15 protein-coding genes are annotated in these 14,579 nt (G+C 66.0%); 5 read left to right on the top strand and 10 right to left on the bottom strand.

Annotation, left to right across the window (positions count from 1 at the left end):
* Positions 1–34 precede the first annotated feature (34 nt).
* Both G6N32_RS05885 and G6N32_RS05880 read left to right on the top strand, forming a co-directional pair.
* Positions 35–2,611: an ATP-binding cassette domain-containing protein gene (locus G6N32_RS05885; RefSeq protein WP_115316801.1), complete on the top strand. Its 2,577-nt coding sequence runs from the start codon at positions 35–37 to the stop codon at positions 2,609–2,611.
* Between the two features lie 93 nt (positions 2,612–2,704).
* Positions 2,705–3,160 (top strand): MPT63 family protein, encoded by a 456-nt coding sequence (locus G6N32_RS05880; protein ID WP_115316802.1) that lies wholly within the window; start codon positions 2,705–2,707, stop codon positions 3,158–3,160.
* Between the two features lie 28 nt (positions 3,161–3,188).
* Here G6N32_RS05880 and G6N32_RS05875 read toward each other — a convergent pair whose 3' ends face one another.
* The 4 genes from G6N32_RS05875 to G6N32_RS05860 are packed head-to-tail and all read right to left on the bottom strand — an operon-like array spanning position 3,189 to position 7,346.
* Positions 3,189–3,638, bottom strand: coding sequence for a DUF5078 domain-containing protein (locus G6N32_RS05875; protein WP_232077707.1), 450 nt, complete (start codon positions 3,636–3,638; stop codon positions 3,189–3,191).
* 32 nt (positions 3,639–3,670) lie between these two features.
* Positions 3,671–4,027 carry a DUF732 domain-containing protein gene (locus G6N32_RS05870; RefSeq protein ID WP_115316804.1) on the bottom strand — a complete coding sequence of 119 codons (357 nt, stop codon included), beginning with the start codon at positions 4,025–4,027 and terminating at the stop codon, positions 3,671–3,673.
* A complete protein-coding gene (locus G6N32_RS05865; RefSeq protein WP_115316805.1) occupies positions 4,024–6,924 on the bottom strand; it encodes an MMPL/RND family transporter in 2,901 nt (966 codons plus the stop codon). The genes G6N32_RS05870 and G6N32_RS05865 overlap by 4 nt, the downstream gene beginning before the upstream one ends.
* Positions 6,921–7,346: an MmpS family transport accessory protein gene (locus tag G6N32_RS05860; RefSeq protein ID WP_115316806.1), complete on the bottom strand. Its 426-nt coding sequence runs from the start codon at positions 7,344–7,346 to the stop codon at positions 6,921–6,923. Before G6N32_RS05860 ends, G6N32_RS05865 begins: the two co-directional genes overlap by 4 nt.
* Before the next feature lie 194 nt (positions 7,347–7,540).
* Between G6N32_RS05860 and G6N32_RS05855 the strand changes: the two genes are divergently transcribed.
* Positions 7,541–8,245 carry a TetR/AcrR family transcriptional regulator gene (locus tag G6N32_RS05855; protein WP_410432639.1) on the top strand — a complete coding sequence of 235 codons (705 nt, stop codon included), beginning with the start codon at positions 7,541–7,543 and terminating at the stop codon, positions 8,243–8,245.
* Here G6N32_RS05855 and G6N32_RS05850 read toward each other — a convergent pair.
* From G6N32_RS05850 to G6N32_RS05825, 6 genes are all read right to left on the bottom strand, one after another.
* A complete protein-coding gene (locus tag G6N32_RS05850; RefSeq protein ID WP_115316808.1) occupies positions 8,232–8,792 on the bottom strand; it encodes a pentapeptide repeat-containing protein in 561 nt (186 codons plus the stop codon). The genes G6N32_RS05855 and G6N32_RS05850 overlap by 14 nt on opposite strands.
* Entirely contained in the window at positions 8,792–9,367 is a 576-nt protein-coding gene (locus G6N32_RS05845) for a GTP-binding protein (protein ID WP_115316809.1), read from the bottom strand. Before G6N32_RS05845 ends, G6N32_RS05850 begins: the two co-directional genes overlap by 1 nt.
* The gene (locus tag G6N32_RS05840; protein ID WP_115316810.1) at positions 9,348–9,704 is read right to left on the bottom strand and encodes a DUF742 domain-containing protein; all 357 of its coding nucleotides are present in this window, start codon (positions 9,702–9,704) and stop codon (positions 9,348–9,350) included. The genes G6N32_RS05845 and G6N32_RS05840 overlap by 20 nt, the downstream gene beginning before the upstream one ends.
* Positions 9,701–10,114, bottom strand: a complete 414-nt coding sequence (locus tag G6N32_RS05835) for a roadblock/LC7 domain-containing protein (protein WP_115316811.1) — start codon at positions 10,112–10,114, stop codon at positions 9,701–9,703. Before G6N32_RS05835 ends, G6N32_RS05840 begins: the two co-directional genes overlap by 4 nt.
* On the bottom strand, positions 10,111–12,690 hold the full coding sequence (locus G6N32_RS05830) for a sensor histidine kinase (protein WP_115316812.1): 2,580 nt from the start codon (positions 12,688–12,690) through the stop codon (positions 10,111–10,113). The genes G6N32_RS05835 and G6N32_RS05830 overlap by 4 nt, the downstream gene beginning before the upstream one ends.
* A gap of 211 nt (positions 12,691–12,901) precedes the next feature.
* The gene (locus G6N32_RS05825; protein WP_115316813.1) at positions 12,902–13,507 is read right to left on the bottom strand and encodes a class I SAM-dependent methyltransferase; all 606 of its coding nucleotides are present in this window, start codon (positions 13,505–13,507) and stop codon (positions 12,902–12,904) included.
* Between the two features lie 120 nt (positions 13,508–13,627).
* Between G6N32_RS05825 and G6N32_RS05820 the strand changes: the two genes are divergently transcribed.
* Together G6N32_RS05820 and G6N32_RS05815 are read left to right on the top strand one after the other, a co-directional pair.
* The gene (locus G6N32_RS05820) at positions 13,628–14,080 is read left to right on the top strand and encodes a nitroreductase/quinone reductase family protein (RefSeq protein ID WP_115316814.1); all 453 of its coding nucleotides are present in this window, start codon (positions 13,628–13,630) and stop codon (positions 14,078–14,080) included.
* Between the two features lie 7 nt (positions 14,081–14,087).
* Positions 14,088–14,552: a tRNA (cytidine(34)-2'-O)-methyltransferase gene (locus tag G6N32_RS05815; RefSeq protein WP_115316815.1), complete on the top strand. Its 465-nt coding sequence runs from the start codon at positions 14,088–14,090 to the stop codon at positions 14,550–14,552.
* The last annotated feature ends 27 nt before the right edge of the window (positions 14,553–14,579 follow it).

The following is a 14,579-nucleotide window of genomic DNA, read 5'->3' as shown; positions in this document are numbered from 1 at the left end:
GCCGACGGGGCCGTTACCGATAGAGTTGGTCTCGATGACTCGACCAGCCGCGCCCGATCTGACAGTTCGGTACGACGGGTCGGAGCGTACTTTCGCCGCAGGGCACGACGTCGTGGTCGGCCGCGACCTCCGTGCCGACGTGCGTATCGCCCACCCCTTGATCTCCCGCGCCCATCTGGTGCTCCGTTTCGACCACGGCCGATGGATGGCCATCGACAACGGCTCACTGAACGGCATGTTCGTCAACGGCCGCCGGGTGCCGTCCGTCGACATCAATGACGGTCTGACCGTCAACGTCGGCAATCCCGACGGGCCCCCGATGAGCTTCGGCCTGGGCCGCCATCAGGGCTCGGTGGGACGCCCGCCGCAGACCTCGTCGGTGCGCATGTCGGTCCCGCCGTCGTCGCCGTCGTGGCCGGCCAACCCGAGCCGGGGTGTGCCGACCGCCGGGCAGTGGCCGCCTCCGCCATCGCAAGCCCAGCCGACCCACCAGCCGCCGGTGTATCCGACCAGCGGCTCGCGGGCACAGCCGACCTATCACCCGCCCGCCGCGACGGGGCCGGTGGGCCACCAGCAGGCGGCGGCACCCACCCAGATGCGTCCCGCCGTCGGCAAGCCCGCGCAGTCGTCGTCGAATCTCGCGACGTCGATGATGAAGATCCTGCGCCCGGGCGCACCCGGCGACGTGCCGCCGGGCGGGATCAAGATCGGCCGGGCGACCGACAACGACATCGTCATCCCCGATGTGCTGGCCTCGCGCCATCACGCCACGCTGATCCCGACGCCGGGCGGCACGGAGATCGTCGACAACCGCAGCATCAACGGCACGTTCGTCAACGGCAGCCGGGTCGACACCGCGATGCTGAACGAGGGCGACACCGTCACGATCGGCAACATCGACCTCGTGTTCGCCGGCGGCACCCTGGTCCGGCGCACCGAGACGTCGGCGGCCACCGCCACCGGTGGTCTGGACGTGCGCGCCGTGACGTGGACGATCGAGCACAACAAGACGCTGCTGGACAACATCTCGCTGACCGCGCGCCCCGGCACGCTGACCGCGGTGATCGGCCCGTCCGGTGCAGGCAAGTCGACGTTCGCGCGGCTGGTCGCCGGCTACACCCATCCGACAAGTGGCACAGTCACTTTCGAGGGCCACAACATTCACGCCGAGTACGCCTCGCTGCGATCCAGGATCGGCATGGTCCCGCAGGACGATGTGGTGCACGGCCAGCTGACCGTGAATCAGGCGCTGATGTACGCCGCGGAGCTGCGGTTGCCGCCGGACACCACCAAGGAAGACCGCCAGCAGGTGGTGGCCCAGGTGCTCGCCGAGCTGGAGATGACCCAGCACCAGAACACCCGGGTGGACAAGCTCTCCGGCGGTCAGCGCAAGCGCGCCTCGGTGGCCCTCGAGCTGCTGACCGGCCCGTCGCTGCTGATCCTCGATGAGCCGACCTCCGGCCTGGACCCCGCGCTCGATCGCCAGGTCATGACGATGCTGCGCCAGCTGGCCGACGCCGGCCGTGTGGTGCTGGTGGTGACGCACTCGCTGACCTACCTCGACGTATGCGACCAGGTGCTGCTGTTGGCGCCCGGCGGCAAGACGGCGTTCTGCGGTCCGCCGAGCCAGATCGGGCCTGCGATGGGCACCACCAACTGGGCCGACATCTTCAGCTCGGTCGCCGGTGATCCCGACGGCGCCTATCAGCGCTACCTGCAGCAGACCGGACCCGCTCCCCCGCCGCCGCCGGTGGAGACGCCGTCGAACATGGGCGAGCCGACGCACACCAGCTTGCTGCGCCAGTTCTCCACGATCGCGCGGCGCCAGATGCGGCTGATCATCTCCGACCGCGGATACTTCGCGTTCCTGGCGCTGCTGCCGTTCATCATGGGTGTGCTGTCGCTGTCGGTGCCCGGCACCGTGGGCTTCGGCGTACCCAACCCGATGGGCGATGCGCCCAACGAGCCGGGCCAGATCCTGGTGTTGCTCAACGTCGGCGCGATCTTCATGGGTACCGCGCTGACCGTGCGCGATCTGATCGGGGAACGGCCGATCTTCCGCAGAGAACAAGCCGTCGGGTTGTCGACGACGGCGTACCTGCTGGCGAAGGTCTGTATCTACGCGGTGTTCGCGATCGTGCAGTCGACGATCGTCACCGCGATCACGATCGCCGGCAAGGGCGGGCCGACGCAGGGCTCGCTGACGTTCCTGAGCCCCACGCTGGAGCTGTTCGTGGTGATGGCGGCGACGACCGTGACTGCGGCGATGGTGGGTCTGGCGCTCTCGGCGCTGGCCAAGTCCAACGAGCAGATCATGCCGCTGTTGGTGGTCGCCGTCATGAGCCAGCTGGTGTTCTCCGGCGGCATGATTCCGGTGACCGGGCGCCTGGTGCTCGATCAGCTGTCCTGGTTCACCCCAGCGCGCTGGGGCTTCGCAGCGTCGGCCTCGACGATCGATCTGATCAAGCTGGTGCCGGGTCCGCTGACGCCGAAGGACCGGCACTGGGAGCACAGTGCGGGCCGGTGGTGGTTCGACATGGGCATGCTCGGGCTGCTGTGCATCGGATACCTGTCGCTGGTGCGCTGGAAGATCCGGCTGAAGGGCGCCTGACGTCCGGTAGGCCAGCTTCCGTTGAGGTGCAGCGCAACCGGTGTTCGTGTCGCGGTTGACTGCTGTTCATCCGGCGTCCATAGCGTGCCGCGCATGAGGATGAAAGCGGCGGCGCTGGCCGCAGCAGTGAGCCTGTCGGTCGTGCTGGCCCCCGTCGCGGCAGCAGAGCCGAGCGTGGACAAGTTCGGCGGCTGGAACCACCTCGTCGACAACGGCGGCCAGGTGATCACGATCTGGAAGATCACCGACCTCAAGCCCAGCACCGACACGATCCCCGGTTACCCGCTGGCCGGCAAGCTGTGGGAGGCGACGGCCAAGGTGCGCGCCGCCAAGGGCACCGTCACGCCGATCATCCCGGACTTCAACGCACGCGCCAACGGGGCCAGCTACCCCGTGCTGTGGCAGGCGGCGACGCCGCAGGGCATCAGCGGCGCGACTCTGCAGCAGGGCGACACATCCTGGGGCAAGCTGTATTTCGACGTCACCGGACCCGCGCCGACCTCGGTGGTCTACAACAACGGGGTCGAGGACCTGCTGGTCTGGAAGTAGTCAGCTCAGGGCCAACAACTTCCGACGGTCAGCGCTGATTGGGACCCCAGTTCCACACCGTCGGATCGCTCTGCGGGTATTGCTGACATACGTCGGTGGCTTTGGCGACGACACCTTTGTTGTTGAAGAACAACTTCGCCCAGTTGCCCCAGTGGGTGGCCATCTGTTCGTAGTAGACGTTGGTCGCGGTGTCTTCGGAATACTGTCGGCGGCCGGCCGCATCCAGCGAGAAGAACCAGTAGATGCGGTCGCGGGCCGCATCTTCCACGTCGAGTGGCCGGTTGTTGTAGTCGATCATGTACCGCTGGTAGTAGATCGGCGAGGTATCCCGCGCCGCGGCCATGTATTGATCGACCGTGCACGCGGTGTCGATCATGCGCTTGGGGATCGGATAGTCATCGCTGGCGTCGGCCGCGGCCTTTGCCGGCAGGGCAACCACGCCGGCGATCATGGCCGTCACGATCAGACCCGTCCACATCGGACCGCGAAGTCGTTCTCGCATCGTGTGCCTCACCCTCCACTGGTCTCGGCGACCTGCCGCAACAGGACCTCTTTGTCCGGGCAGTAGACCGGATAGGCCATACCGAGGAACTGCCAGGCCTGCGCTGTCGTGGCATCTTTGGGCAGTTGTCGCGAGATGAACCGGGCGGAGTCGGCAGCATTGTGGTCGACACCGCGATCGAGGCGCTCACAGGCGATCTTGGCGATCCAGGCGTTGTAGTCCTTGGGCCCGTAGACGCCCACGGTATGAAGTTGATTCGCGAAATCGGTGTCCGGGTCGGCGTGTGCCGTGGCCGGCGCCGCGATCGTCAGCGCGGCGCAGGCAGCCGTGACGATCCTGATCGCCGGCCAACCCGAAGCGGTCATGCCAGCGCCTCCTCACGGACGGGGTTGGCCTGCTGCGCCGGCCACGGCTGGGGGCGGGGGCGGGGGCGGACCCGTTGCGGCCACCAGAACCAGCGGCCGAGCAGTGTCGCGATGGACGGCGTCAACAGGGATCGCACGACCAGGGTGTCGAACAGCAGACCCAGTCCGATGGTCGTACCGACCTGCCCGATGACGACCATCTTGCTGACCGCCATCGAGGCCATCGTGAAGGCGAAGACCAGACCCGCGGCGGTGACAACGGAGCCGGTCCCCACCATCGCCCTGATGATCCCGGTCTTCACGCCGGCGTGGATCTCTTCCTTCATGCGCGACACCAGAAGCAGGTTGTAGTCCGCTCCGACGGCCAGCAGGACGATCACCGACATCGGCATCACCATCCAGTGCAACGGCAGCCCGATGAGGTGTTGCCAGAGCAGAACGGACAGGCCGAACGACGCGGCGAGGCTGAGCACCACGGTGCCCACGATGACCGCCGCGGCCGCTAGGGCTCTGGTGAGGATCACCATGATGACGAAGATCAGAATCAGCGCTGCGATCGCGGCGATGATCAGATCCCAGTTGGCCCCCTGTTGCATGTCGGCGTACATGGCCGCACTGCCGCCGAGGTAGATGCTGGACCCCTCCAACGGGGTTCCCTTGATCGCGTCCGCGGCGGCGATCTTGAGCGGTTCGACCCGTGCGGTGCCTTCCTCGGTCAGCGGATCGCCCTGGTGAATGATGGTGAAGCGGACGGCGTGTCCGTCGGGTGAGAGGAACAGCTTGATGCCGCGTTTGAAATCGTCGTTGTCGAAGGCTTCCGGCGGCAGGTAGAACGAGTCGTCGTTCTTGGCCGCGTCGAAGGCCTGGCCCATCGCGGTGTTGTCCTTGAGCTGGGCCATGTTCTGGTCCTGCTGAGCCTTCTGCGCCTGATACTGGTTGAGCATCAGCTGCTTTTGACTCTTCATCGACGCGATCATCGACGGCATGATCGTGACCATCTGTCCGGTCAGGTCGGACATCCGGTGAAGATCGGGCACGATGTCTTGGAAGTCGTCCGACATCGTCGAGATGCCGTCGAGCGAGTCGAACACCGAGCGCAGCGACCAGCACATCGGAATGTCGAAACAGTGCGGCTCCCAATAGAAATAGTTGCGGATCGGCCGGAACTGATCGTCGAAGTCGGCAAGGTGATCACGCACGGTCGCGATGTCGGCGGAGGTGACGTCCATCTTGGCGGCCATACTCCGGGTGACATCGGACAGCTGCTGGGTGATGCCCTGCATCTTGGTCATCGAGTCGATACTGACCTGCATGTCGTCAGCTTGTTTGAGCGTGTTGGCGATGATGGTCTGCTGGTAGTCGTTGTTCATGATCTGACCAGTACCGTTCTGGCTCAACGAATACGGAATGGTCGAGTGCTCGATCGGCTTACCCTCAGGTCGGGTGATGGTCTGCACCTGGGCGATCCCGTGCACTCGGGCCAGCGCCTTGGCGATCTTATCGATGACGAGGAAGTCGGCCGGATTGCGCAGATCGTGGTCGGACTCGACCATCAGCAGATCGGGGTTCATCTTCGCCCGGGAGAAGTGCCGCTCCGCGGCGGTGTAACCGACATTGGCAGAGGCGCTGTCGGGCAGATAGATGCGGTCGTTGTAGGTCGTGTGATAGCCGGGCAGCGCCACCAGACCGACCAGCGAAACGGCTACGGCGCAGACCAGGATGGCACCTGGCCAGCGGACGGTGGCAGTGCCCACTCGATGCCACAGTTTCTGTCTCCCGGCGCCTTTGGGCTCCAGGATGCGGCCGAACCGACTCGCCAACGAGATGAGCGCCGGACCCAAGGTCAGCGCCATGGCGACCACGATCACCATGCCGCAGGCCAGCGGGATACCCATGGTCTGGAAGTAGGGCAGCCGGGTGAAGTGCAGACACAGCGTCGCGCCGGCGATCGTCAGGCCCGACGCGAGCACGACATGGGCGGTGCCGTGGAACATGGTGTAGTAGGCCGATTCCCGGTCTTCACCTGCTCGGCGCGCCTCCTGATATCTGCCGATCAGGAAGATCGCGTAGTCCGTTGCCGCAGCGATGGCCAATGTCACAACCATATTGGTCGCGAATGTCGTCAACCCGAAAACGTTGTGGTAGCCCAGGAAAGCAACCACGCCCCGGGCGCCGGACAGTCCGAGGCCCATCATCACCATCACAATCAGCGTGGTGATGACCGACCGGTAGACGATCAGCAGCATGATCGCAATGACGCCGAACGTGACGAGTTCGATCGTCTGCATGCTCTTGTCGCCGATGATGTTCTGGTCGGTGGTGGTGGCAGCCGGCCCGGTGACGTAACCCTTCACCCCCGGCGGGGCGGGCGTGTCCGCAATGACCTTGCGGACAGCCTCGACCGATTCATTGGCGAGCGTCTCACCCTGGTCACCGCCGATGTACACCTGGACGTACGCGGCTTTGTTATCGGCGCTCTGTGCAGCCGCCGCGGTGAACGAGTCGCCCCAGAAGTCCTGCACATGCTGGACATGCTTGGTGTCGGCGCGCAGTTCGGCAACGATCTTGTCGTAGTAGGCGTGCGCTTCGGCACCCAGCGGCTGATCGCCTTCGAGGACCACCATCACCGAGCTGCTGGTGTCGTATTCCTTGAACACCTGGCCGACCCGTTTGGTGGCGATCAGTGAGGGCGCGTCGTTGGGGCTCATCGAAACCGCGCGGAGCTTTCCGACATCCTCGAGTGTCGGCACCACGGTGCTGAGCACCACGATCAGTGCGATCCAGCCCAGAAGGATCGGCACCGCCAACGTTCGGATCAGCCGGGGAATTCGCGGGCGGGCCCGGTGACGGGCGGCCGGGATGGCGTCGGTGGGTGTGTCGTCGACGTCGAGGCTCATGCGGATTTCACCAAGCAGAAAGTGGCGGCATTCATTCCCGTAGCGGTCCTTTCCTCCTTGACCACGTCATCGACGGTGATCCGGCATCCGATTTCGCTCCCGTCGCCCTGGGCGACGATGTTCGGCGAGGCTGACGGATTCGTCGTTCGCAGCGTCAAAGTCCATGGCAGCGAGACACTTCCGGTCCGCTGGGGCGTGCCGTCGAGATCCACATAGTTGACCTCGGCGGTGCCACCCGAACCGAACACCTCGTAGGTCACCACTTTGGGATTGAAGTCCTCCGCACCGTCGGACGTAATCGGTGTCACGACCACCGGGTTCGAACCGAAGATCTCGCGGGCGTTCTTCACCGCGGCGACTCCCGCGGCGGCGACGACAACCACGAGGACCGGGATCCACAACCTGCCGAGCACCCGGGTCATCGAAGCGCTTCCGCGCACCTTGTGGCGGGCGATTGACTTTGGCGCACAACGGCTGTCGCGAGCGGAGGGTCGCCAGCAGTTCTCATGGCCCCGGCCTTTCAGCGTGGACGACCGCGGCACGAGCGGCCGGGAGTACTGATCAGTACCGAGAGATAAGCTAACTATAAAAACGGATAGAGTCAATCCACTTATTTGTGGCGGTCGTTACACTCGGTCACGTGAGACCCGACTCGGCCAACGAGCGTCCGCTGCGCAAGGACGCGCAGCGCAACCGGCAGCGCATCATCGACGCAGCACGCGACCTTTTCGCGCAGAAGGGCATCGAACCCAGCCTCAACGACGTCGCTCACCACGCCCGAGTGGGAGTCGGCACCGTGTACCGGCGCTTTGCCACCAAGGAAGAACTACTGGAAGCGATCTTCTCGGACGGGATCAACCAGCTGAGCACCTTTGCCGAATTGGCTGCGCAACAGGAGGATTCGTGGCAGGGCTTCGCGTGGTTCGTAGAGCAGATGTGTCAGCTGACCGCAACAGACCGAGGTTTGCGGGAAATCGCCTTCAGCAAGAGCTGTGCCGGCGACCGGGTAAGCGCCGCCCAGGAGCGGCTGGTCCCCGCACTGAACAAGCTGGTCGAGCGAGCACAGGCGGACGGTCACCTGCGGCCGGAGATCGCCGCTCCGGACATGCCCGTCCTTGGGTTGCTCGCCGGAACCGTCAGTGAGTTCGCCGGCCCGGTCAACACCGAGTTGTGGCGCCGTTACGTCGCATTGTTCATCGACGGACTGCGCTGCCGGACCGGCCAGACCCGACTGCCGGTGGAGGCACTCAGCGAAACCGAACTCGACGTCGCCATGCACACCTGGGAGCCGGCGGGCGCGCCCGCGGTCATTCCCCGCTGACGTCGAGACCGTGCGCAGCGGAGAACGCCAGTGCCTGCGCGACGTCGATGCGGGCGCCCCGGCACGCGGCGGTGGTCCACAGCGTGGGGTCGATGCGTGCACCCCGCAGGTCGGCCTGCTCGAGCCGCAAGCCGTTGGTGCGCGCACCGGTCAGATCGGCACCGCGCAACACGGCCTTTCGCAGATCGGTCTGCACCAGGCTCGCTTCCCGCAGCCGGCACCCGGACAGGTCCACTCCGCGAAGGTCGGCGCCGCCGAGCACGGCGAGGGTGAAATCGACCTCCTCGCAGACGATCGGGCGCAGCCGGCAGTTCTCGAATATCGATCCGAGCATGCTGCAGTTTCGGAACGCGCTGTGCCACAGGGTAGTCCGCAAGAACCGGCAGTTCCGGAATGCCGACCCCTGGTGCACCGATTCGGACAGGTTGGCCCCGCCGAAGTCACATTCGGTGAACACCACCTGTTCGGTATGCAAGCCGGAGAGGTCCTCGTCGCGAAAGTCGTGGCCGACGAATTCGCGGTCGGTCCAGTGGTGCTCTGCCTCCACTAGTTAGACGCCAGGCTCGCCAGTGCGTACTCGCTGATCGCGATCAGCGCGTCGGTGGCCGACTTGCGGTCCCTGGCATCGACGGTGAGCACCGGAGTGGTGTCGGGTAACGTGAGCGCTCGCCGTACCTCCTCGGTGGGATACTGTGGCGCACCGTCGAATTCGTTGACCGCGATCAGGAACGGCATCTTGCGGTGCTCGAAGAAGTCGACGGCGGCGAAGCTGTCCTGCAGACGGCGTACATCGACCAGGATGATCGCCCCGATCGCGCCGCGCACCAGGTCGTCCCACATGAACCAGAACCGGCGCTGCCCGGGCGTGCCGAACAGGTAGAGCACCAGATCCTGGTCCAAGGTGATGCGCCCGAAGTCCATCGCCACCGTCGTCGTCGACTTTCCCGGTGTGGCGTCGAGCACATCCACCGCGGTGGACGCGTCGGTCACCATCGCCTCGGTGCGCAACGGCATGATCTCCGACACCGCCCCCACGAAAGTGGTCTTGCCCGCGCCGAACCCACCCGCGACGACGATCTTCGTCGAGGCGGATGGTCGCCCCTCAGAGGGCTCGTAGGCCACGGAGGGTCCTTCCTATCAGGTCGCGGCGCTCGTCCGATGTCGAGCGGTCGGTCAGAGAAGTCCGTACCCGAAGATAACCCGCCGTCACGAGGTCGCCGACCAAGACGCGCGCGACGCCGAGCGGAAGATCCAGTGAGGCCGAGATTTCGGCCACCGACGGGCTGTCGACGCACAGGTCACAGATGCGCCCGCGGACATCGCCCGACGGCCAGTGATGCTGCTTCGCCGACGGCACCGCCTGGATCGGCGCCTCGATCGGGAGCTCGACGGAGGTGTCGGTGCGCCCCGCGGTCAGCGTGTAGGGGCGTACCAAATTCGCCTCGGCGTCGCCGGTCACGACGGTTGGGTTGCCCGTCGTGATGACGAGACGACGTTGCCCACACGTTCGACCAAAACTGCCATCTCGTAACCGATCTGGCCGATGTCGCAGCTGGGAGCGGCCAAGGTGGCCAGGTGCGATCCGTCACCCACCCGCATCACCAGCAGGTAACCGCCGGCCATCTCGACGACTGATTGAAGCACCTGGCCGGCCTCGAAGAGCTGCGCGGCCCCCGCGGCCAGGCTGGCCAGCCCGGAGGTCACCGCGGCCAGCTGCTCGGCGCGATCACGCGGCAACTGCTCGCTCGCCGCGATCAGTAGGCCGTCGACCGAGACGAGCACCGCGTGCGAGACGCCGGGTACGTCGCGGGCGAAGTTGGACACCAGCCAGTCCAGTGAATTGGTCTGTGGACGTTGCGGCAAGGTCATGAGTGGTCTTTTCCGTTCTCTGCGGAACCGGCCTGCAGGTCCGAACGCGCCGCGCGCACGCCGCCGAAGTGGCTGCTGAACGAGGCGCGGACCGCATCAGGATCGCGTTGCGGGAGCGCAGGGGCCGGCGACTCGGCGGCGCCGGGCACCAACCGGGCGCCGGGATCGCGGACCGGCAGACCGTGTTCGGTGTGGTCCTGCACGGGCACGTTGTCCACCTCGGCCGCGGTCTCCCAGCCGTTGTCCCACACCGACTTCCAGTCCTGGGGCACGGCAATGGAGTGCGGGTCGACCATCAGCTCGTTGAGCATCTTCTGGTAGATGAAATCGGTGTCGGTGTCCTCGAATTCGGGCGCCGACAGGCCGGCCGCCAGCACATCCATATCGCTGATGTCGAGGTGCTCGTCGCGCGTCTCCTCGGCGCGGGCACGGGCTGCGAAGAACCCTGAGGTGTCCGATGCGTGCACGTTCTCGGCTGCAGGCTGCTCCGCCCCGGCGAACCACGGCGACGGCTGCGGCTCGGGTTCGGGCTCGGGTTCAGGCTCCGGCGGGGGTGCTGCGGTGATTCCGCTGGAACCCGGGGATCGTCGCGGCAACCCACTCGGATCGATCGGGCCAGGCGCGGCCGTAGCGACAACAGGTTCGTCGTGAACGTCTTGCCCGGCAGGCCTTTCGGAGGGTGCGTCATACCGCTGCGCGTCGTTGCCGACCGGCTCGCCGTGCTCCAGCAGCTTGGCCGGGATGTAGAGCTCGGCCGTCGTCCCCGACGACGGCTCCCCCTCGACGGCGTTACGCAGCCGCACCTGCATGCCGTGCATGTGCGCCAGCCGCCCGACCACGAACAACCCCATGTGCCGGGTGTTGTCCGGGTTGACCTCGCCGCCGGCGTGCAGGCGCATGTTGGCAATCCGCAGGTCGCTGTCGGTCATGCCGATGCCGTCGTCGTGCACCTCGATCAGCACTCCGGCGTTGCCGGTGTGCACAGCGCTGACCCGCACCGGCGAGATCGGCGGCGAGTACCGCAGCGCGTTGTCGATCAACTCGGCGAGCATGTGTACCGCATCGGCGGAGACGCGCCCGATCAGGGCCGAGTCGCACACCTCGGCGATCTCCACCCGCTTGTAGTCCTCGACCTCGGAGACCGCGCCGTTGACGGCGCTGGCCAACGGCAACGACTCGCGGTGGTCGCGCGACACCTGCGCTCCGGCGAGCACCAACAGGTTGGAGCCGATACGACGCATCCTGGTCGCCAGATGGTCGAGCCGGAAGAGGTTGTCGAGCCGTTCGGGATCTTTCTCGTTGCGTTCCAGCTGGTCGATGAGCGAGAGCTGCTGATCGACGAGCGATCGGTTGCGCCGCGACATCGTCTCGAACATCTCGTTGATCACCAGCCGCAGCCGCGCCTCGTCACCGGCCAGAAGCAGCGCCTGGGTGTGCAATTCGTCGACCGCGTGGGCGACCTGGCCGATCTCCTCGGTGGTGTAGACCGGCAGGGGTTCGGGTTCGCGTTCGTCGCCGGCCCGAACGCGGGCGATGCCCTGCTCCAGATCGGTATGGGCGACGCGCAGGGCTCCGTCGCGCAGGATGCGCAGCGGCCGGACCAGCGACCGCGCGACCAGGAACACCACGACCAGCGCCGCGATGAAGGCGGCCAACACCAGCAACGCGTCGCGGACGACGGCGTGGCGGCGGTCGGCAGCCAGCTGCTGCACCGAGGTGGTGACCTCGCCGGTGGTGCTCGTGACGACCTTCTCCGCGACCGCGTCGGTGGCTTGCAGCGATTGACGCAGGTCGGCATTGCCGGCCAGCGTCGCGTCCGGACTCGACATGATGCCCATCCGCCGGACCATCTCGCTCTGCAGCGTCTTGGCCTCGGGCGAGCCGACACCGAGGACCTGGCTCATGCCGAACAACGTCGACGGCTCGGTACCGGCCAGCGTGATCATCGACGTGCGCAGTTCAGGCTCGGGCAGGTCGCCGCCCTGCTCGACGAGCAGCTCCTGCATCAGCATCTGGCCGCGGGCGCCGATCGCGCGACTCAGGCCCTGGGTCTGGACGCGCAGTTTCTCGTCGTCGAGGCGCACCGAGCCGTTGATCGCGTCCTCGGCGGTCAGCAGGATCGGCGCGTAGGCGGTGATGCGATCGCGCAGCCCCATCGTGTTCGCCGACACCGCCGCCACCAGTTGCTGGCCACCGGTGAGCAGGTTGGTCACGCCGGTGCGGACGTCGGGAGCGACGTCGGTCGAATTGAGCTTGTTCTGCAGGGTGGCTTTGCTCTTGTCGAATGTGCTGACGCTCGCCTGGGTGTCGCCGTTCGACGAGTACGCCAGCAGCACACCCTGGAGGGCGCCGACGTAGTTTTCGATGACCGGAATCATCTGGACCCGATCGGCGGCGACCTGCAGATCCTGTGCCGATTCGACGCCGTCCCAGATGCGGGCGCCGGCGAAGGCGAGCGCGAGCGCCAGCGGAACGGCCACGATCGCAAACACCTTGCCTCGCACCGGCCAGTTGCGCAGCGACCATCGCGACGGCCGCTTCGGCGGCACGGCTGTCGGCTGCTGAATCTGATTCATCCGGAGACTTCCTGGTCATCGCTGCCCGTGTTGACCACAACGGAGCTGCGCATAACCCCTGGCAATTCGTCGAGTATGACAGCGATTGCCCAGCACTTCCAGAGTCGTTACTGAACAGAGAGATACCGGTGATGCCCGCCCATTTCCCGTATAGGGGTGTCGAGCAAATTGCGCTGCGGCACAACTGAGATCATCAACTCACACGAAATACCTACGCCGGTTTGAGCAGCGCCACGAGAAAGTCGGAGTCATCGGAAAAGGGCCGCACATCCCAGGTGGACAGCAGCAGATCGGGCGTGAGTCCGGCGTGAGCGGCGTCGTCGAAGAACTGGCTGTATTCGTAATCACGTCCGGCCCCGAAGCCGATCACCGCGCGACCGTCTGCTTTGAGGTGGGCACGCAGCCGGGTCAACACCTGCACGCGGGTGGTGGGCGCGACGAATGTCATGACGTTGCCTGCCGAGACGATGATGTCGAACGGTTCGGTGATACCGCGCGCCGGCAGGTCGAGTTCGGCGAGGTCGCCGACAAGCCAGCGCGGGCCGGGATGGTCTTCTTCGGCGGCCTCGATCAGTGCCGGGTCGACGTCGACACCGACCACGTGGTGGCCGACCGACGCCAGATATCCGCCCACCCGGCCGGGACCGCAGCCGGCGTCGAGAATGTGGGAGCCGCGCGCCGCCATCGCATCCACGAAGCGGGCCTCGCCGACCAGGTCGTCACCGGCGCGGGCCATCGCACGGAACCGCTCGATGTACCACCGCGAATGCCCGGGATCGGCCGCGACTTTCTGCATCCAGAGGCTGGTCTCGACCATGCCGCCATTATCCCCGTGACTGGAGCGTGGCTGTGTTCAGGCCTGAGATGAGAGGCATCCCGCTCTCTGCCCAACATCAGGATCAGGGTCTGCCGAAATCGCCTACTAGGCTCTGAGACCATGCGCTATTCCGGCGCCGGCGGATCGCTCGGTGCGAGCCAACCCGCGGTGTGGGCCATCAGGAATGTGGTCGCACCCGTGCACCGGTGGATTTATCGCTGCTCGCGCGGACGAGTGTTGGCGCGCAACATTCTCTTGTTATCCACCGAGGGCTGCAGGACGGGAAAAGTCCACACCAACCCGGTTTTCTTCCTTCGGGATTCCGATCAGTTCGTCATATGCAACGTGCGGCCGCGTAATGAACGAACGAATCCCTGGGTTCTGAACCTGCGCGCCCACCCGACCGCAACGGTTCAAATCGGTGCCGACCGCATCACCTGTGATGCGCATGAACTCGAGGATGCACAGGTTGATCGGTACTGGCCACGACTCGTCGCGCTCTGGCCCGCCTACCGAGAGCATTACGAACGGAGCGGGGACCGGACAGTCTTCGTCCTCGAGCCGCGCGTCTGAGATCCGCGTGTTCAGAATCCTCTTCTACTCACCACGGATCGCGCCGAACACCGGTAATGCCATCCGGATGGTGGCCGCGACCGGATGCGAATTGCATCTGGTGGAGCCGCTGGGCTTCGACCTGTCCGAACCGAAGCTCCGCCGCGCCGGATTGGACTATCACGACCTGGCGTCGGTGACGGTGCACGCCAGCCTGGATCAGGCCTGGGCGGCGATGGCCGGCGCGCGGGTGTTCGCGTTCACGGCGCACGCCACGCGATCGTCGTTCGATATCGCCTACCAACCAGGCGACGTGATGCTGTTCGGGCCCGAACCGACGGGTCTGGACGCCGCCACGCTGGCCGACCCGCATATCACCGAGCAGGTGCGGATCCCGATGCTGTCCGGGCGGCGGTCACTGAATCTGTCCAACGCTGCCGCGGTGGTGGCCTATGAGGCGTGGCGGCAGCACGGCTTCGAAGGCGGGGTCTAGCTCGGCGGGCAGGAGCGTAGCGACCCG

This window comes from Mycolicibacterium aichiense (genome assembly GCF_010726245.1).
GTDB lineage: Bacteria > Actinomycetota > Actinomycetes > Mycobacteriales > Mycobacteriaceae > Mycobacterium > Mycobacterium aichiense.
This window is presented reverse-complemented; position numbering and strand designations above follow the sequence as displayed.

What these genes read in the sequence shown, in the direction of transcription:
- G6N32_RS05860 (WP_115316806.1), bottom strand. Translation starts at nt 7,346, where the DNA reads ATGACCCGGGTGCTCGGCAGGTTGTGGATCCCGGTCCTCGTGGTTGTC.
- G6N32_RS05820 (WP_115316814.1), top strand. Translation starts at nt 13,628, where the DNA reads ATGCGCTATTCCGGCGCCGGCGGATCGCTCGGTGCGAGCCAACCCGCG.
- G6N32_RS05825 (WP_115316813.1), bottom strand. Translation starts at nt 13,507, where the DNA reads ATGGTCGAGACCAGCCTCTGGATGCAGAAAGTCGCGGCCGATCCCGGG.
- G6N32_RS05875 (WP_232077707.1), bottom strand. Translation starts at nt 3,638, where the DNA reads ATGTGGACGGGTCTGATCGTGACGGCCATGATCGCCGGCGTGGTTGCC.
- G6N32_RS05865 (WP_115316805.1), bottom strand. Translation starts at nt 6,924, where the DNA reads ATGAGCCTCGACGTCGACGACACACCCACCGACGCCATCCCGGCCGCC.
- G6N32_RS05885 (WP_115316801.1), top strand. Translation starts at nt 35, where the DNA reads ATGACTCGACCAGCCGCGCCCGATCTGACAGTTCGGTACGACGGGTCG.
- G6N32_RS05880 (WP_115316802.1), top strand. Translation starts at nt 2,705, where the DNA reads ATGAGGATGAAAGCGGCGGCGCTGGCCGCAGCAGTGAGCCTGTCGGTC.
- G6N32_RS05830 (WP_115316812.1), bottom strand. Translation starts at nt 12,690, where the DNA reads ATGAATCAGATTCAGCAGCCGACAGCCGTGCCGCCGAAGCGGCCGTCG.
- G6N32_RS05870 (WP_115316804.1), bottom strand. Translation starts at nt 4,027, where the DNA reads ATGACCGCTTCGGGTTGGCCGGCGATCAGGATCGTCACGGCTGCCTGC.
- G6N32_RS05835 (WP_115316811.1), bottom strand. Translation starts at nt 10,114, where the DNA reads ATGACCTTGCCGCAACGTCCACAGACCAATTCACTGGACTGGCTGGTG.